General features: G+C 42.1%; 15 protein-coding genes. 12 read left to right on the forward strand and 3 right to left on the reverse strand.

Annotated elements, in window-relative coordinates:
• Positions 1 to 8: 8 nt before the first annotated feature.
• Complete coding sequence (locus GC101_RS35395) at positions 9 to 1,343, reverse strand: MATE family efflux transporter (protein WP_171721092.1); 1,335 nt, start codon at positions 1,341 to 1,343, stop codon at positions 9 to 11.
• A gap of 226 nt (positions 1,344 to 1,569) precedes the next feature.
• Here GC101_RS35395 and GC101_RS36850 point away from each other — a divergent pair, with 226 nt between their 5' ends.
• The 3 genes from GC101_RS36850 to GC101_RS35410 all read left to right on the forward strand — a co-directional run bounded on the left by GC101_RS36850 (position 1,570) and on the right by GC101_RS35410 (position 6,180).
• On the forward strand, positions 1,570 to 2,391 hold the full coding sequence (locus GC101_RS36850; protein ID WP_171721093.1) for a YwmB family TATA-box binding protein: 822 nt from the start codon (positions 1,570 to 1,572) through the stop codon (positions 2,389 to 2,391).
• A gap of 270 nt (positions 2,392 to 2,661) precedes the next feature.
• Entirely contained in the window at positions 2,662 to 4,212 is a 1,551-nt protein-coding gene (zwf, locus tag GC101_RS35405; RefSeq protein ID WP_039307355.1) for a glucose-6-phosphate dehydrogenase, read from the forward strand.
• A 381-nt stretch (positions 4,213 to 4,593) separates the two neighbouring features.
• Positions 4,594 to 6,180 carry a peptide chain release factor 3 gene (locus GC101_RS35410; protein WP_171721094.1) on the forward strand — a complete coding sequence of 529 codons (1,587 nt, stop codon included), beginning with the start codon at positions 4,594 to 4,596 and terminating at the stop codon, positions 6,178 to 6,180.
• Positions 6,181 to 6,300: 120 nt separating this feature from the next.
• Here GC101_RS35410 and GC101_RS35415 read toward each other — a convergent pair whose 3' ends face one another.
• Positions 6,301 to 6,537: a small acid-soluble spore protein SspI gene (locus GC101_RS35415; protein WP_042139923.1), complete on the reverse strand. Its 237-nt coding sequence runs from the start codon at positions 6,535 to 6,537 to the stop codon at positions 6,301 to 6,303.
• A 171-nt stretch (positions 6,538 to 6,708) separates the two neighbouring features.
• Between GC101_RS35415 and GC101_RS35420 the strand changes: the two genes are divergently transcribed.
• From GC101_RS35420 to GC101_RS35430, 3 genes are all read left to right on the forward strand, one after another.
• Positions 6,709 to 7,392 (forward strand): NAD-binding protein, encoded by a 684-nt coding sequence (locus tag GC101_RS35420; RefSeq protein WP_171721095.1) that lies wholly within the window; start codon positions 6,709 to 6,711, stop codon positions 7,390 to 7,392.
• Between the two features lie 332 nt (positions 7,393 to 7,724).
• Complete coding sequence (locus GC101_RS35425; protein ID WP_171721096.1) at positions 7,725 to 8,522, forward strand: TrmH family RNA methyltransferase; 798 nt, start codon at positions 7,725 to 7,727, stop codon at positions 8,520 to 8,522.
• 186 nt (positions 8,523 to 8,708) lie between these two features.
• On the forward strand, positions 8,709 to 9,080 hold the full coding sequence (locus tag GC101_RS35430; protein WP_171721097.1) for a helix-turn-helix domain-containing protein: 372 nt from the start codon (positions 8,709 to 8,711) through the stop codon (positions 9,078 to 9,080).
• Positions 9,081 to 9,419: 339 nt separating this feature from the next.
• Here the strand turns inward: GC101_RS35430 and GC101_RS35435 are convergent, their stop codons facing one another.
• Positions 9,420 to 10,547 (reverse strand): hypothetical protein, encoded by a 1,128-nt coding sequence (locus GC101_RS35435; protein ID WP_171721098.1) that lies wholly within the window; start codon positions 10,545 to 10,547, stop codon positions 9,420 to 9,422.
• Positions 10,548 to 10,870: 323 nt separating this feature from the next.
• Between GC101_RS35435 and GC101_RS35440 the strand changes: the two genes are divergently transcribed.
• From GC101_RS35440 to GC101_RS35465, 6 genes are all read left to right on the forward strand, one after another.
• Positions 10,871 to 12,088, forward strand: a complete 1,218-nt coding sequence (locus GC101_RS35440; RefSeq protein WP_171721099.1) for an ABC-three component system protein — start codon at positions 10,871 to 10,873, stop codon at positions 12,086 to 12,088.
• Positions 12,078 to 12,554 carry a three component ABC system middle component gene (locus tag GC101_RS35445; protein ID WP_171721100.1) on the forward strand — a complete coding sequence of 159 codons (477 nt, stop codon included), beginning with the start codon at positions 12,078 to 12,080 and terminating at the stop codon, positions 12,552 to 12,554. Before GC101_RS35440 ends, GC101_RS35445 begins: the two co-directional genes overlap by 11 nt.
• Positions 12,555 to 12,556: 2 nt before the next feature.
• Entirely contained in the window at positions 12,557 to 14,545 is a 1,989-nt protein-coding gene (locus GC101_RS35450; protein WP_171721101.1) for a DUF3732 domain-containing protein, read from the forward strand.
• 1,386 nt (positions 14,546 to 15,931) lie between these two features.
• On the forward strand, positions 15,932 to 16,576 hold the full coding sequence (locus tag GC101_RS35455) for a hypothetical protein (RefSeq protein ID WP_171721102.1): 645 nt from the start codon (positions 15,932 to 15,934) through the stop codon (positions 16,574 to 16,576).
• 467 nt (positions 16,577 to 17,043) lie between these two features.
• Entirely contained in the window at positions 17,044 to 18,825 is a 1,782-nt protein-coding gene (locus GC101_RS35460; RefSeq protein WP_171721103.1) for a TniQ family protein, read from the forward strand.
• Positions 18,826 to 19,163: 338 nt separating this feature from the next.
• Positions 19,164 to 19,352, forward strand: coding sequence for a hypothetical protein (locus tag GC101_RS35465; protein ID WP_171721104.1), 189 nt, complete (start codon positions 19,164 to 19,166; stop codon positions 19,350 to 19,352).
• The last annotated feature ends 21 nt before the right edge of the window (positions 19,353 to 19,373 follow it).

A 19,373-nucleotide genomic window follows, 5' to 3' on the forward strand; every position in this document is an offset into this window, starting at 1 on the left:
CGGGGGGATTATCTTGAAAGTGTTTTTACGTGCGCGTAAGGTTCGCGTCTTTGCAGTTTGTATACATAACCTAAGGATAAGAGCAGATAACTTACCCCAAACCCGAGATAGACACCGGTTAGTTCGAGCTTCCGGATACATACATAAATGATTACCAGGGATACTGCATACACCACCCCCGAGTACACAAGCACCCACTTCTCCAGGTCAATCGCCTGCAGGGTAGAGCGCATAATCATCTGCAGCCCGTTCATCAGATTCAGCGCCAGCGCCAGGGGAAGAACATGTTCCACTAGTGAAATGACAACGGCTTTGTCTGTAATGATGGCAATAAGCGGATAGGAGAAGGAGATCACGATTAAGGTTAGCGGGATGCTGATCATTAACATAAGCTGGAGCGACAGATACGAATATTTGGTGTACCCTGCTTGCTGCTTGCCGTAGGCCTGGGCGGTAATTGTCATACAGCTGCCCGCGAAGCAGTACATGGGAATCATAATGATCTCAAGCAAAGTGGTTACAACGGTGTATGACGCGATGAATTCAGAATCCAGTCTGGAGATGATCGCCATGATGCCCATTGCAAACAAAGTATATTCAATAAGGTCCTGAAGAGCCATGGGGAAATAAAGTTTCAGCAGCTGCTTGGCAATGGGCCGGCTGATCTGAAGAGAGAAGCTGAATAAGCTGCTTTTACGGAAAAAATAGATGCAGACTATAATGCTCGCACCATAGCCCGCGACAGAGCCGACAGCGGCGCCGCTCATACCCAGCGCAGGAAATCCCCATTTGCCGAAGACGAGCACATAATCGAAGAATATATTCACGATGCCTGCTGCCGCGAAACTGAATGTTAACAGCTTGGCTTGGTTGATGTTCTTGAAATAGGCTGAGAAATTAAACAGAACCACATTCATGCCCATAGTCACTCCGCTGATATACAAATAATGAGTGGCAGGTGCGAAATTCAGATCATAGACCGTGCCCAATATCCATCTGCCAGTCCCTAACAGCAGCAGTTCGAACAGGATGCCGATAATGATGGACATTGTCATGCTTGTATTAAAAGCTTGCCCAAACTTAGGAATATCATTGTTGCCGAAGAATCTTCCGCCGATGATGTTGAAGGCTGCGCATAGAATGCCGATCGTTCCGGTGATCAGAAAAATAAAAGATGAGGCGATGCCCACTGCGGCAAATTCTTCAACGCCAAGCCTGCCGATAATCGCCTGGTCGCCGAGCTGAAAGAGTAGCTGGAGAATCTGAAGGAAAAGCATAGGGACAACCAGATCGTTGATTAGCCGGAAGTCAGCGCTGTTTCGGTGAAACCACTTTTTAAGCATGCTGTATGAGTACCTCTTCTATGTAATATAATATGAATCCTATTAATGGAAATATAAACTAATAAATACTTCTATAGAAGTGATTAAAATCTCATTACATTCCGAGTGAACTATGCAGCTGCCGGATCGGGAGTCTCAGACAGTCTCTCTCAGCGGGTATATCTTTCTCTGAAGCTGGATATCCTGTCTAGTAGATTACTAGAACGGATTGAGAGGGAGATGCAGAGTGGGGAACAGAGGACAGAGCAGAGTGATACTGGTGCTGGCGGGCTTGTGTGTGGCGGTTATGCTGCTTAGCGGCTTCCGCAGCGCGGGGACAGCCGGAGGAAATGGCTTACAGGAAGTATCTGCTGTGTCTGCGGTCACTGCTTCTACGGCCGGTGCGGGAGAGCTTCAGGATTCTCTGGCGCTGCTGACTACACTCGGCCGCGAGGTATCTGCTCCCGGGGCTCCGCTCCGGCTCGTATTGAAGTGGCAGGGAGAATATAGTGGAGAAGCTGCGGCAGACGCTACTGTACAGAACCTGTCTTCCCGGCTCGGACTCGGTGAAGTCAGCTCCTCTGATGAGGACGGACATCTAACCTTACGTTCCTCCGCAGAACTCAGTGGAGGAGTGAAGGTCTCCCTGTTCTGGAGCGAGCTCGGCGGCGGACGGAGCTATTGCATCGTCACCTTCGAGACGGCGGATCTCCTGGACTCGCCGGAGCTTACGTCAGCAGCAGGTGACGCCGGGCAGGCGATGCTACAGGCGGGTATTGTGGCAGAGTGGAACGTCTCTCTGCAGGCTCCGGCGAAGGAGCAGAGCGGACCGCAGGCTGCGCTCCTGGCCACTGAGCAGAACCTTGCAGCGCAGCTTCCCGGCATTCATGCGGAAGAGAACTACGCAGATGAAACTACATCCAGCCGTTCGTATAACGTGCCGGGACTGCAGCGCACCGTCAGCAGCGGCGGACATGAGCTTTCGCTCCAGCTGGCGGTGCACAGGGACGGGAATGAGGACAGAAACCGCGTGACCCTCGGACTTCCGCTGATTACGATCGAATATTGAAGCCGGAGATTTCCGGGCTTACTCCGCAGCGGCTCCACGTTGCGGAGCTTTTGGCGGGACGGTATAATATCGGTAGTATAAGCGGGAACATGTGAAAGCATAAGAAAGAGTAATGGAAAATTACGAAATCCCGAGAAAAACTGTCAGGAATGTGATAGCATCCTTAGTGCAATTATGATAAAATGACATCACGCCGTCATGCGTATTTTATATCATGACCAGCGCTGAGAATGAATGTCAACTATATTACATACAGAGAGATGAGGAGCCATGGCTGAAAATCAAACCCTTGATGCACTGCATACACCCGGTGCTGTATTCTTTATCTTCGGGGCAACCGGAGATCTAGCCCGGCGTAAGCTTTTCCCGGCGATTTACAGTTTGTACCGTGAAGGCAAGCTGACACATGATTTTGCGGTAATTGGCGTGGCTCGGCGTCCCCGTACCCAGGATGAATTCCGGGAAGATGTGAAGGAATCCATCCGTGAGTTCTGCCGCTACCAGGCAGGAGATGCTGCGGAATGGAACGAGTTCGTACAGCATTTTGAATACAAGTCTCTGGACATCAACAATATCGACGGTTTCCGTGAGCTGAATGCCCAGACGGAAGCACTCGAAGAGAAGTTCCATATTCCGGGCAACCGCCTGTTCTATCTGGCGCTTGCACCTGAACTGTTCGGCAGTGTCTCCTTCAACCTGAAGGCTGGCGGCATGCTGCAGACCCGGGGCTGGAACCGTCTGGTGATCGAGAAGCCATTCGGCTACAATCTGGAGTCCGCTGAACAGCTGAACGAGCAAATCCGCCAGGTGTTCAAGGAAGAAGAGATTTACCGGATTGACCATTACCTCGGTAAGGAAATGGTGCAGAATATTGAAGTGATCCGGTTCGCCAATGCTTTCTTCGAGCCGCTGTGGAACAACAAGCATATCGCCAACATTCAGATCACACTCGGGGAAACCGTGGGTGTGGAAGAGCGCGGCGGGTATTACGATCATGCCGGAGCACTGCGCGATATGGGTCAGAACCATATTCTGCAGCTGCTGACAATGATCGCTATGGAACCGCCAAGCCGTCTGCTGGCTGAAGATATCCGTGATGAGAAAGTGAAGGTGCTTCGTTCGCTGCGTCCTTACGCTACGGCGGAAGAGGTTCGCGAGAACGTGGTGCGCGGTCAATACACGCAAGGGCTCTACAAGGGCAAGACCCTTCCGGCATACCGACAGGAAGACAAGGTAGACCCGGAATCGAATACGGAGACGTATTTCGCAGCCCGTGTATTTGTTGACAACTTCCGCTGGGCAGGAGTTCCATTCTACATCCGTACAGGTAAACGTCTGCCTGTGAAGACCACGGAAGTGGTTGTAGAGTTTAAGGGAATGCCGACCAACGTTTATCTGGGCCAGAAGCATAATCTGGAGCCGAACCTGCTCGTAATCCGGGTGAATCCGATGGAAGGCATCTATGTGAAGATCAATGCCAAGAAGCCGGGCTCGGAATCGGAAATTCAGCCGCTGGCGATGGATTTCTGCCAGAGCTGCATGATCGGCATCAACTCGCCGGAAGCTTATGAGCGTCTGCTGCATGATGCTGCGCGCGGAGATTCCACTTACTTCACCCGCTGGGATGAAGTGTCCTCGGCATGGTCCTTCGTGGACCGTATTGCCAAGGCATGGAAGGAAGAGAGTAACGATCTCGCTTCCTATCCTGCCGGCTCCTGGGGGCCGGTCGAAGCCGATCAGCTGCTGGCTGGCGAAGGCTTCCACTGGTGGCCGGTTAACGGCCAGGATGAAGACAATGTGGTTTGGCAGGTTAACCGCTAAATCCTGAATAAGAGTACTGTTAGAGATCCCTCTGCATATCGCTGCAGGGGGATCTTTTTGCGGAATAACGGATTTCCTGCGGACCAGTCAGCCGAATTTGCGCTAAAGCTGGAATTTCTGTACATAATATTGCAAGATATTTGACTTGCGGAGCTTTTTTGTAGATAATGTTTGCCGGATTTTGCTATACTAAAAAGGATGCTTTCAAAATAAAGAATTTCTAGGCAAGGCGCCATAAAATATCCTATAAACCGTACTTCAACGATGTAACGATGAATTCTACGTGAAAGGATCTGGACGAATGAGTAGTGCACCGATTTGATGAAATCCGGTAATTGAAGCAGAAGCATGGATGAATTTATATATGAAGGGATATGTGTAATGAATAAGGCACCGGACCACAAGCTTCAGAGTGAAGTAGACAAACGCAGAACCTTTGCGATAATTTCCCACCCGGATGCGGGTAAAACAACGCTGACCGAGAAACTGCTCCTCTTCGGGGGCGCTATCCGCTTAGCAGGAACAGTCAAAGCCCGTAAGGCAAGCAAGCATGCCACAAGTGACTGGATGGAAATTGAGAAGCAGCGCGGAATCTCCGTTACTTCTTCAGTCATGCAGTTTGATTATCTGGACCACCGGGTGAACATTCTGGATACCCCGGGTCACCAGGATTTCAGTGAAGACACTTACCGTACGCTTACTGCGGCTGACAGTGCGGTCATGCTGATCGACGTCGCCAAGGGTGTGGAAACACAGACGATCAAGCTGTTCCAGGTCTGTGCCAAGCGGGGCATTCCGATCTTCACCTTCATCAACAAGCTGGACCGTGAAGGCCGCAATCCATTTGAGCTGATGGAAGAGCTGGAGAATGTACTGGGTATCCGCTCTGTGCCGATGAACTGGCCGATCGGCATGGGCCGCGAGCTGTGCGGCGTATACGACCGGATGAAGAATCAGGTTGAGCTGTTCCAGGGCGACGATCATTCCGTGATCAGAGTACAAAAAGTGGAAAGCTACCGCGACCCGATCATCCGCGAGATGGCCGGAGAATACCTGCATGACCAATTATGTGCGGATCTGGAGCTGCTGGATGTTGCAGGCGATCCGTTTGACTATGAGAAAGTACTCCGCGGAGAGATTACTCCGGTATTCTTCGGCAGTGCGATCAACAACTTCGGCGTGCAGACCTTCCTGGATAACTTCCTGGATCTTGCACCGAAGCCTGAACCGCGCCGCAGTACTGCTGGATCTGTTGAACCGACAAATGAGAAATTCACCGGCTATGTGTTCAAAATCCAGGCTAACATGAACCCGGCTCACCGTGACCGCATTGCCTTCCTGCGCATTGTGTCCGGCAAGTTCGAGCGTGGCATGAGTGTGAAGCATGTGCGTGCCGGCAAAGACATCAAGCTGTCCCAGCCGCAGCAGTTCCTGGCCCAGGACCGCGATATTGTAGAAGAGGCGTATCCGGGTGATATTATCGGTCTGTTCGACCCGGGTATCTTCCGCATTGGAGATACGCTGAGTCAGGCAGGGGATATCGAATTCGATGAGCTGCCGACGTTCTCACCGGAGATTTTCTCCAAAGTGAGCATTAAGAATGCCCTGAAATCGAAGCAGTTCCAGAAGGGCATTGACCAGTTAACTGAAGAGGGCATGATCCAGGTGTTCCGCACCGTTAACTTCGATGATATCCTGCTGGGCGTTGTCGGACAGCTGCAGTTCGAGGTGTTCGAGTACCGCATGAAGGGCGAGTACGGCGTAGATGTCCAGCTGCAGCGGATGAGCTACCAGTTCGCGCGCTGGATTGTGGATGACAACAAGCCGGACGCAAGCAAATTCCGGATCAACTCCACACTGGTTACCGATAAGAAGGGTAATTATGTAGTGCTGTTCGAGAACGAATACGCCATGCGGACCGCGATGGAGAAGAATCCGACGGCTAAATTCCTGGAAACCGCGCCTTGAAAAGTACAGTTGAAGTAGGATAAGCTGACCGCTTATTCCATTGTTTGTTATAAAAAACCTCCGCGATCCACTGTGCAGCTGCACATGTGGAGGCGGAGGTTTTTGACGGAATGAACCTCTTTAGGAGGTGATGGACCCTGGCGTGAGCTTCTCCAAATGTCTGTGCAGCATGGAGAGCACCCGGTCCTGCTTGGCGGGATCAAGGTCCTTCCAGATCATTTCGAAGACAACGCCGAGTCCGGGGAGCGCGGCTTCCGGCCCGTCCACGGAGTTCTCGATCACTTCCCGCAGACCTTCTTCGGTCTGTCCGTGAATCTTGTGTACAATAGCCTGGCGCAAATCAATGGTGACTGGCATAATCGACCTCCTTAAGTTTTGTTGGCATAGGCTTCCTGGCTCAGCTTCGCAAAACTGGCTTCGGGAGCATGGGCTTAGGTTTTGTTAGCATAGGCTCTTAATAAGGTGCCCTGCGGCAGCGCTGAAAATTCAAGTTTATAACGGCTTATGCTATACTGTTTGAGATGCAAAATGCGGGCGGGAGGTACAACATTTATGGCAAAAAAACAATATGCCGTCATCGGAATGGGACGTTTCGGCTCAAGTGTAGCCAAGGCGCTCAGCGGTATGGGCTTTGATGTACTGGCCATTGATGCGGATGAGCAGCGCACCCAGGAAATTTCGAATATTGTTACTCATGCCGTATCCGCGGATTCGACCGATGAAGAGGCACTGCGTGCGCTCGGAATCCGTAACTTCGATGTGGTGGTTGTCGCGATTGGCGAGGATATTCAGGCCAGTATTCTAACGACGCTGATTCTGAAGGATCTTGGCGTACCTGCAATTCTGGTTAAGGCCAAAAGCGAGCTGCACGGCAAGGTATTGAGTAAAATCGGTGCAGATAAGGTAATCTACCCTGAACGGGATATGGGCATGCGGGTGGCGCATCATCTGGCCTCGCCGAACATCCTTGATTATATAGAGCTGTCGCCGGACTACAGCATTCTGGATATGAAGGTTTCAGGTCCGATGCTCGGCAAGAATCTGCAGGAGCTTAACATTCGTGCCAAATATGGCTGTAACGTGATGGCCATCCGCCGGGGAGAGGAAATGAATATTTCTCCCAGAGCGGAGGATCGCCTGAGCGAGGGCGATGTACTTGTCATCGTCGGACGGAAGGACAACCTGACGAAGCTGGAAATGGCTTATCAATAGGGCTGTATGGATGAATGATTACAGGTACAGGCCGGGTTCAAGTACGGATATTAGTACAGATACAAGTACAGATAGGTAGGGTTAGTTGTATTTTGTGCAGTTATTTTAAATGAATTAATCCGTTATTTGCAAATAGATGTATCTGGTACAACTAAAATTACACAAATGGCGGAATTTCACTCCACCCGCTACTTTTAGTTGTACAGACTGCAGTTAAAAGGGGATTTGCTGCGGAAAGGCTGTTTTTAGTTGTACTAACTACAGTTAAGTCGCCCGGTTGGTTTAGCATACTTAAAATCGGGAATCTGCAAGCAACAGAAAGGTAGGACCTCATGGAAATTATTTCGCCGCAGAATACGCGGGTGAAGGAATGGGCTGGACTGCAGGAGAAGAAGCACCGCGACAAGTCCGGTAAATATATCGTAGAAGGCATCCATCTGGTGCAGGAGGCGTTGCAGGCGGAAGCAGATGTGGAATGCCTGGCCTTTGATCTGGATAAAGGCATGCCGTCCGAGCTGAAGCCTCTGCTTCAGGCCGTGCAGGGCATGGAGGTAATTGGCGTGTCAGCAGCGGTGATTGCGAAGTGCAGCAGCACGAATACACCGCAGCCGGTGTTTGCGGTTGTGCGCAAGGAACAGCAGGGCGTGGAGGCCATCCTGGCGAAGCCGGATAGTCTGGTTGTTGTGCTGGACGGGGTCCAGGACCCCGGCAACGTGGGCACAATCATCCGCAGTGCCGATGCGGCAGGTGCGGACGGGGTGATCCTCGGCCAAGGCTGCGCCGATCTTTTCAATCCGAAGACCATCCGTTCCACGATGGGCTCGATGTTCCATCTCCCGGTAGTGGAAGGAGATCTCGGCACGATTCTGCCGCAGGCGCGGGAACGCGGTGCGCTGCTGGTAAGCACTTCGCTGACAGGTGAAGATTCCTGCTACACCCATGACTTCCAGGGCAGCCAGTGGCTGCTGATCGGCAGCGAAGGCAAAGGCATCTCGCCGGAGACGGCAGCCCTTGTCGACAAGAGCATCATCATCCCGATGGCCGGCCGCGCCGAATCGCTGAACGCGGCGATGGCGGCAACGATCCTTTTATTTGAGGGGATGCGGCAGCGGGGGATTCACGGGAAGTAGATTGGAAAATATGTGTGAGTTGTAATTCATCTTGTCACCGTTTGTAATGTAGTTTGGCACAGGTTTGTAACGATTTTTGGCACAAGTATTTCAGTCCTGATGGTCAAGAAACCCTTGATTTATCAGGACTTTTTTATAATTATCCTTATGTATTATCAAAGGTGCTCTAAATAGATAAAACTGATTTTGGGTTTAAAAGCTCGTGTAACGATTGTTGGCACAAATCGTAGTGTGGAGGCGATTATAATTAACACAATTGGGGCAAATATTAAACAACTACGAAAAATACATAATCTTAATCAAACTGATTTTGCTAATAAAATCGGCGTTTCTCAAGGCAGCCTTAGTGATTTGGAATTTGGAAAAAGTAAGCCGGCAATAGAAACTGTTATTTCAATTTGTTCTGTTTTTAGGTGTTCTTATGAGTGGTTTTTTACTGGGAGGGAACATTCAAATATTGGGGATTTAAATAATACAATCAGTGAATTAGTGCAAGTTATTAAAGAACTTTCCCATAGTGAGCAACATGAATTATTAACAGTTGCAACACCTACATAATAAAATTATCAACGAACTTTCTTGAAGGTGATCTTAGGGAGAGAAAGTATCAGACTTTCATCGCTTCATTAACGGGTAGGATAGCTATCAGGAGAAAATAAAATATTAAGTATTAGACTGAGGAAATGAACCTGTTGTATTTGAAAAAAAAGATTAGACTGGAGGCATTGACTTGATTTTTGAATTGAAGAAACATCTGTTTTTGATAATGAGCTTTTTTTAAAAAAAGGAGAGGCAGACAAAACCAGTTAAACAGGTTTATAGACTGCCTCTATCGTTGTTTAACTAATAGTTTACTATAGTTAAACAAATGATAGAGCTATTGTTTAACTATCATTGTCATCTTGAAGTATTATCAATGGCAGGATTTACTGAATCCTCAGATAGGTCTCTAATTTTTATCACTAATTCTTTAAGTTTGTCGATTATATCGTCAAAGTGATCCTTTACTGCATAAACATCCGCACTGACTTCATTACAGATTTCTTCAAATTTATCGTTAGCTTCGTCTGCAGCGATTTCTAAGTAATGCTCTAACCACTCCTCATCAGCAATACCACTGTATTCTTTATCAAATATATCTATTGTTTCATCAGCTCTATTGAAAATAACATAATTATAGAAATTAGTGTCATATTCAATTAACTCAATAAAGGAATCCGCATGCATACTTCCGCATATGTCTACCATACAAGACAGAATATTGGTTGTTTTGTCGTCATCAGATTCAATATTTTCAACTAAACCTTGTATACTATTTAATTCATTAAGGTCATGAAGTAATACGTAAATATCATCTTCAGTAAAACTAGTTTCGTCTTCTATGAAGTAGAAGATACCTTCTCGATTTACCCTAAAAAACTTATCTTTATAACTTTCAAAATGATTTAGCATTCTTGTCAAAATACTCATAGTAAAAAGTCGCAACTGGTCATAATCATCATTAAAGTATGGAACTGATTCATCAATCAGCTTTTCAAAAAAAAGTTCATACAGCTTTACTATAAACTCCTTATCGCTAACTAATACCCCAGATTCATAGTTCTGGCTGCTTTCAACAGAGTAGTTTTCTGAACCAATATATATAATGTTTTCGGTACCAATAATTTTCGAATGATTGTTAAAGTTGAAGTATGGAAGAATTACAGCATCAAAATCTGCGGGATTTAGCTTTTTAAGATAAGCATTAATATTCGCGCTGGCCCTTTCCTTAAAACTCTTCCCTTTTGGGCTTGATGCATAAAAACTCATTCGAGCAGGAATATTTGAAACGAATTTGATATCAACGTCCTCGTTGAGTTTTTGAAGTCCCTCAAAAAGTGGGTCATCTTTTTCTGAAAAAGAGATATTGAACGTCGCTATTCTGATCTGCTTTGCATATTGAAAATCATCAAGAACATCTTGATAACCAAACTCCCCTTTTGTAGATATGAAAACACCTTCTTTGAAAGATAACCTCGTAATCATCAAAAACACCTCTCTTCTCATGTATTATGAAAGCCTTCGTACATATACGATTCAACTATATGTTATGCCATTCACATAAAAGTCGTCTATAACAAGTTGTGCTAAACAATATGATAAAGGGAAAGTGGTGTACAAAACTATAAAGTAGAGCCGGAACATCATTCTGGAAAAGCATTCAAGGCAAAGTTAGATTGTATGTATAAACATAATAATAAAATATGTTAATAATATGTATATTTATATAAAAAGAACATTTGTTTGGAAGGTAGAGGAGAGAGAAATGTCGAAAGTTGAAGAAAGGTTGTTTTAAGGGAGGGAAAGACGTGGGTGGTACCAAACAACACACTGCAGCTGGCCAGATGGCTGGATACTTATTTCAACCAGAAAGGGCCTTGTACTGGTTAGCCAAAAGCTCAGATGGATCTCAGATTGGTATTGAGACAGAAGACGATATCGTAATAAAAGCTATTAATAATGAGATTACCGGTCGGGAGCAAGACAAGCATTCAACCTCAGATAACATTCCGTTTGGGGACAGCAGTAAAGACCTTTGGAACACCCTTAGAATATGGTGCATGGCAATACAATCAAATGAAGTCAATGTAGAACAATGTCAGTTTCATCTTGTAACCAATAAAATATTACCGGAGGGTATAACTAAAAGATTGGGGAGGGCAGCAACAGACATTGATGCTAAGGCATGTTTGGAAGAACTGAGGAGGAAAGCCCTCATATTACCCGATTATATCTCTGAAATTGGTAAACAAGTTTGTCAGAGTGAGGACACAGTTTTACTGAAATTAATAAAAAATATAGTTGTTTCTGATAGTGCTGATGGTGCACATGGTAGTGAATTAAAAGATCAAGTGCGCTCACTTCTATTAATTCCTTCAGATGTACCTTACGATGAAGTATATAACGGATTGTTAGGTTGGATACACTCATGTGCCTTAAATGCGTGGAGAAATCGAAAGCCGGCTTGGCTACAGAGAGAATTATTCACTCTTTATTATCATAGACTCTTAACAAAATACAAAATCCGACCATTTATTGAAACAGCTAAAAGCCTTATGCCAGTTTCAGATGGTGAGAGAAATCATTATATGAATGAACTATTTGTAAGGCAACTTTACTTGCTTTCATTTGAACAGAGTGATGATCTACTAATTGATGCAATTGATGATTATTTATGTAACGCAACTGAACGGACGCGTTTTAGCGTAGCTGGTAATTTGACTAAGGAAGACTTAGAGCTTTTTGATGAAGCATTGAGCGAGCGATGGCAATTAATCCACTCTGTAAAAAAACAAACATTTAAAATTAAAAAGCGTACTAGTGATGATGTTCAGACATTGGGGGAACTCATTGGACTTGAGGTGCTGTCAGAGACCCTTGACCATAATGAGAGCTTGGCTGGGGTGGCTACTGAACAGTCCTATTTGACACGTGGTAGTTATCATCACTTAGCGAATCAGATGTTGGTTGGGTGGCATCCAGAGTATGCTCAACTCTTAGGGGGAACAGCTAAAAATGCTAAATGAATATGATGCTGTTCAAAATCCTGCCCTAGGCGCCCTGTTGCTTTGGACTTTTGTTAATGAGTTCTATAAGTCTTCAGCGGAACAAGAAGGCCCTATACTTCCGCATATAATGCTAGTTTTGCCAATCTTGTTTAATCAAGATTTTGTCGAAAACATTTATAAAAGGAACAAGAAAGGCGGTCTTTATAACGCTCTGAATGATGAAATGGCGCTATTTATAGGGGTTCAAAATAGAATGCAAACAATGAGCGACATAACTTTTAAGTCTTTAAATGTTTGTAGTTCTGCAAAAATCGTTCTACTGGACAAGAATAACTTTCAGTTTATCCCTGTACGGACTAAAATACCGGACTATAAACATAATGAAGGTATACATAAAATGTTGGCTGCTGCAAAACGGCTGGGTTACTGGTTTGCTACAATCGAATTAAATCAATTAAGCGTGTTATTAAAAGTGAGGTTTTAATTATGAACTTTAAAATAGAGCAAATTGTTCTTTGGCCGAAAGATATTACTAAGCAAACGAGAAAACTTATTTTTAAACTGGATAAGGTAAATATAATCACGGGGGATAGCCAAAAAGGGAAATCTTCAATTATTCCAATAATTGATTATTGTCTGGGAAGTAGCAAGTGTACAATTCCGGTTGGTGTTATTCGTGAGAAAACAGAGTGGTTTGGGCTTGTTATTGTAGTCGGTTCAAAGAGAATGCTCATCGCACGTAAGGAGCCAGGGATTCACATCCAAAGTGCAGAGGTATACATAGACGATGAAATAACAATTTTAAATGAGCTACCAAGACCATATGGAAAGACAAATACTAAGTCTCTTAAGAACAAACTTAATGAGATATCTGGCATGCCTCAACTTACACTCTCCGATAATTCAGACAGCGACTCTCCTGGTAAGAGGGCTAGTTTTAGAGATTTTTCTGCTTTTCAATTTCAACCCCAGCATATTGTAGCTAATCCATATACCCTTTTCTTTAAAGCGGATACAGCTGAACATCAAGAGCGATTAAAAAATATCTTCCCTTTGGTACTTGGCGCAATCGATAAGAAAACCTTACTACTTAAACAAGAACTTAAATTACTGGAACAAGAGTTGCAGAAAAAACAAAAGATCCGCAATGAAATGAGGCGTATCTCAAATAACTGGATTCTTCAATTGAGGGATTATTATTCAAAAGCTAGAGAATACGGTTTACTTCATAATGCACCTGATGTTTCTGAACATTGGGCTGCGTATAGATACATCACGTATCTTAAGGAGATTTCTACTTCACCAACAAGAAGAATATTACAAGTTGAAAAGAATGCTACCGAGAGGGCAGTTGATGAATTGAATGCACTCACTGAAAATGAGATCGAAATCTCCAGGGAGATTGGAACACAAAGAAATCAGTTATATAAGTTGACAAATCTGTATAAATCAGAAGGGCAGTTCCATGGTTCACTAAAAATACAAGAAGAAAGAATTGAACCCGTCAGATGGTTGGCAGATTTGGTTGGAGAGGCGGAGGTCTGTATATTTTGTGGGGCAGTAAATAATAAAGCCCATGAAGACCTTCAGCACTTAAAAGATCACCTCGAGAAAATTAATGCTTCATCCAACTTCATAGAAAGCTCCTATGGCATCTTAGATAGGGAAATTATAAAACGAAAAACTATGCTTTCAGAACTTGAAGGGTCACTAAATACTGTGCGAAAGCAGAAAGAACTGCTTCAAGTCAGATCAGAGGAGCTGCGTAAAATTAGGCAAACCGAGAATGAAGTATACAGATTTCTGGGCAGATTGGAAAAGGCATTAGAAGATTATGTTTTAGTAAATGAGGATGACACACTTCAAATAGAAATTTTTGAACTTGAGCAGAAAGTTAATAGTATCAAACAACAAATTGATCCTAAAAAACTCAAGGATAAATTAGAACGTCAGATCGATAGGGTTTCGCAAGATATAATGCGGTATGCAAAGCATCTAGGTGTCGAAAACCCTGATGACACTATCTTACTAGATACTGTTAATTTAACTTTGCGTAAGAAATCAGGAGGGAGAGAAGATTTTCTCTGGGAAATTGGGAGCGGAGCAAACTGGATGGGATATCATATCGCTACGATGCTTGCATTGCATGATCACTTCGCAAATCTTGAATGGAATGCAGTCCCGCAGTTTTTAGTGATTGATCAACCCAGTCAAGTATACTTTCCTGATAAACTTCAAAAATTATCAGATATAGATTATTTACCAGAAGATATCTTAAAGGTACAAAAAATATTTACCGCATTTGACTATCATTTTAGTCCACGGAGAGAAAATCCAACTCAAATAATCCTTATTGAACATGCTGACGAGATTACATGGCAGTCACATAAACATATTGTGCATGTTGTTAAGAGATGGAGAGACGATGATCCTTCAGAAGATAATGCATTGATCCCTAAAGATTGGCTGACATAAATTCCTTAAGCATTGAGGCTAAATGCGATACTTGTAAAATGAATAATAAAAGGAATAATTCTTTTCTAAGTGTTTATGTTTTGAATATTAACGTATTCTGTGTGGAATTATCATAATTGGGTAAAATAAAACATAGAATAAACAAGGTTTTAAGAGCTGAAAGTGTAAAGTTGTATTCGAGGAATAGAGTCATAAAATAAAAAAATAGAATGAAAATAATAATAAAATATACAACGGAAATTGACTCGAAAACTGGTGAATAATTTGTTTGATAAAAGCTACATAAATTGGTACGAAAAATGGTCTAGAATAATTTTGAAATATCAATTATAATTTCAAATATAACAGTGATGCTATTAATCAAAATTTAATAGCAAAAAAAGGCCGTTTCAACTGCACTCAAGTGACTCGTTTATTTATAAACTAAAAAGACTGCGATCTTACGAGGATCGCAGCCTACTAGAGTGTAAATGCAGCCTTGACTCTGTTGAGATGGCAAAACAATGTCTCTTACGAAAAAGCACTTTAGCTTAGCGGGCTAGTGCTTTTTTCGTTTGCTCAAGTAATTAAATATTCGAGAACAAATCTTATGCACGAATTTAATTAACTCTATTATGCCACTTGTGATCCCAACAACTGCACTAAGCAGATAGATAAGATTTATCAAGGCAATCCCTCCCTCCGTAACACAGAGCAAGGTACTGCATGTCCGCCTCATTATTAAATTAACTTATAATTTTGTGTTTGTAAACCATATTTTCAAACCCCGCGCCAGACAAGGATTACCCACATTTATTGACGTTTTATCCACAAGTAATCCACAGCATGATCAAACCATAAAGGTGATTAATTTTACGTTTTTGTCACAGTTTTCCGGTGATAAACACCTTATATCACATTTTTTTAATGTGAGTGTACTAATTCTTGCAGGTCGTTCTTAAATGCGGTTCTTCAGTTGACAACGTTTTGCGAGATGCCCGCCCCCTCTACATTATTACTCCTTTACACAATATTATTATATCATATATCCAAATGAGTACACAGAACATACGTTTGCCATAGTACCCTGAAAAATGGCTGCCAAACGGAGTCGAAGGAGAAAAATCAAGAGAACATAAGCCAGCGGTCCCGAATCGCTAAAAGGAAAATACACACAACACATAGATTTTTTAATGATTATAAAACTATATATGTAAAAAACAAGATCGTTAGTTCGCAATTTCAAATTGACTTCTTCCAACAACTGGATTACGGTTGTATATAATAAATGGATCTTTAGATCTTATATATCTGCTTACATGTGAGATGGATTTTGGCCTAATATTTTTATACAGTTAGTTTTATTGAGTTGTTTGTAGATAATTTGAATTAAAAGGGGAATCGCAGTTGAATAAGAAAAATCCAAAAATCATTAAACTTGATGAAATGGAAACAGCAAGTAAGTACATTAGAAAAAAGTATCGTATGGGTTTTTGGGGGTTAGGTATTCTAAAACTAGGAGATATAAATAAATTAAGAAGTGATTTAGTAAAGGATCACACAGAATCGGAAATGGTCTCTATTAAGGCTAGCATTGATACTCAATTCGAACATTATAAGCAACTCACGTCTATTATTGCTATTCTAGCATTAATTTTTACAATGATTTTTACATCTATAAATACTCAAATCAATTTTACAATGAAACCGATGGATTGGATTTATAATGCTAATCAAGAATTAAATAAAGAAATAAATAAAAATATGAAACCTGATGAAAGAACTGAAAATTTAATAAAACAAACCAATGAAATGGCTTCGGAATACTTTAAAGTTACAAAGGCAGCATTCAACGCTCTACAGATGAATATTTACTTTATTGCTGTCTTTTTGATTTTGATAATTTACACTTATTTTGGACGATTTCGTTGGATTGTATTAGTCAAAAATATCATAGAGGAAGCATTGAAAGAGAAGAAAAAAGAAAAAGACGAGGATGAACGCAAGTGTAAGAATAGAAATGAATTGAGAATGCAAAGATTAATGAAATAAAAGCGAGAAGGATATATCTATAAGTATAAAAGAGATAATTAAATTCACGCAATACTAATTAAGGCATCTGTCAGAAGTTAACTCTGATAGATGTCTTTTTATCTTGCAAATTGATAAAGTAGGACTCTTTGTATACTTTTAGATTCGAACGTTGATAATGTTAAAAGTTCTTTTGAATCTAGAGTAAGAGAGGGGGTTTGATTGTGTCATATAAAGAGATTTTCGACCTTCACATACAACTACTTTCGATCTATGAAAAAAACATGAAGTCTTCATTTCCATATCAGTGGGAAATTAATTATTACAAGAGGCAGTTGTATTTCACCCAGGATATTGTTCAGCGAATATTCGTATTAAACCAGTTAATCAATTTTCACGAGAAGAGTAGAGTAGAGCAAATAAAGTGGTGTTCTAAAGAGTACTTTAGTACATCAGAGTAAGTGATGTAATCCTCATTTTAGGTAGAGGTGAGTATAATAAAACGATTTACAATTCGGAGTAAATTAGCTAAATGCGAATCCCTGTCTAGCTACCTAACAAGAGCAGCAGGTACAAATGGAAGAGATATTGTAGGTTTGCTCGAAATGGTTAAACGAAACGAGGACTATCTGCTTCATACTGGAGATTTAAAACGTATGGATTTTTTTCCAGCGAGTATGTTGAATATTGATAAGCTTTGTGAGATGACAGGGTTAACGAGAGTTGATGTGAATAGAAGCAGTTTTACAAATTTGATTAGAACTTTTACAGACTCAGAAAACGGCGAGCAGAGTAAAGTACTAAAGGGAATGTTACGTGAGGATCTACATTATTGTCCTGAATGTATCGAAATTACAAATTCTATATCTTTACATTGGAAATTGAAAGGTGTAGACGTCTGTACCGAACATAATAAACAGTTGATGAATAAGTGTGGACACTGTCATTGCTCTGTTATGTATCAGGATATCCGAGTCGTTAACAGATGCCCCTACTGTAGTGGATATCTATCCAAAGTTAAAGATAGCAGAGAAATAATTGATCAAAGTCATGTAAAACAACAAGCATGGTTAATTGAAAATTGGAAACATCTTATTGAGTATACTGGTCGAAGTTTTACTCCATCCGAAATTGCAATTAAAATGGTGTATATATTGAATGGCCAACAAGAAAAATATAATAAAGAACTGATACGGAAAAGTCGATACTCTGGATGCTTGGAGTATTTAATCCAGTGTGCTAGAGGTACATTATCTAAAAAATGCGCAGTACATATTACTTCACTGTTTTCTGTACTTTATGCAGCGGATTTACATGTTCGGGGTTTTCTTGAATTAAATGTACCAGAGGGATTTATACACTCACTTCATGAGAAAAGTATTGGAGAGATTGCTGCAGGTACTGCCTGCATAGCCCCCTGGTGTGAACGGTATGGGGTAAGAGGAGAATTAGTTTCGACAGGAATCTTTCATACTAAGAAAGGCGGGAAATCTTTATCCTATTGTATGTTCTGTCCTTCTTGTGGATGCGAGTATGCCTTAGATGAGGACAATCATCTTGTAGAGCGTTCCTATTTTATAAAGGCGTATGAGATCTTATCAAATCGAAATATCAGTAAACTTACATGGCCGGAAAGAATAAAGGTTATGGGTCTTAAGCGAGGGCGTATTCAGCGTGTTCTTGCTTACTTTCAGATTCGTGACGTACTTGAACTGGATGGTATTAAAAAGCCGGCTATCAATGAGAAAATGTTAGAAAAGTTTGTTCAGGAACTTGATAAAGGAATAGATTTAGCCGAAATTCGCTTTTGGAAAGAGTGGGTTAACTATGACCAGTTTTTAGTACATCGTTATCACCCTCTGGTTGTTCAAGCATTGTTTAAATCGTACACAAAGCCAAAAACACAAGACAGTGATCCGATTTTTAGAGCGAATATTAATAATACTTGCATGGAACTTTTAGAATGTGATACCGCCATAAACTTACCGGCGGTCGCTAAAGCGTGGGGAACTTCTGCCACAACCATCAGAAACAAGGGCTGCTCAGACTTAGTAGAACTTTATAGAACGAAGCAGTTTGAAATGAAGCGCGGAAAAGTCAGCATGAAGATAGAGCAGAAAGTCACTAGATATCTAGAAGAACATGAAGGCAAGAAGGTCTCAATGAAAGAGCTCTATGCAGTTACCCATACTAACTATGCATCACTTAGAAGGTATGCTCCACAACTAATAAAACAGATTAAGAGTAAAAAAAACGTATTATTGAGTTGAGTATTTGCTAATAAATCACACGTTTTTTTCTGAAAAAGCAAAGTTAAAAGACTCACAAAGTAGGATTTATCGACAGAATCCTACTCTGTGAGTCTTTTCGTTTTTATTGAATTTTCAGAGTGTCACTGCGATTAATGCTACTCAGAAGGAAAGAAAGTCCTTTTTTTAAAAAAAGAATTGTAAATCATGAATTACAAGTGCATCAAATAATCAGTGTTGTAGTGAACTTTATAAATTCATTAAATACATTAACTGTATATCTTGGTTTACGTGTATAAAAATACAAAATAAAGGCTTAAATGATGATATAATTATCAATTAGCGAGGAGAAGAGAGATTTGCGTGAAGATACAATCGTTACCTTAAGTTATACGGAGTTGTCTCGAATTGTAGGTATATATTTCTCGCAAAAACTAGGAAATCCAACGCCTACAGAGCTTAGGTTGATCATTACTCACGATGGGGTGAATGTTGAGGTAAAGCTATGGACTGTAGAGAAGTTAATACAGATGTTAGATTTTGATTAAATTAATGGCTCTATAGGAATA

This window comes from Paenibacillus phytohabitans, assembly GCF_013141775.1.
Lineage (GTDB): Bacteria > Bacillota > Bacilli > Paenibacillales > Paenibacillaceae > Paenibacillus_AQ > Paenibacillus_AQ phytohabitans.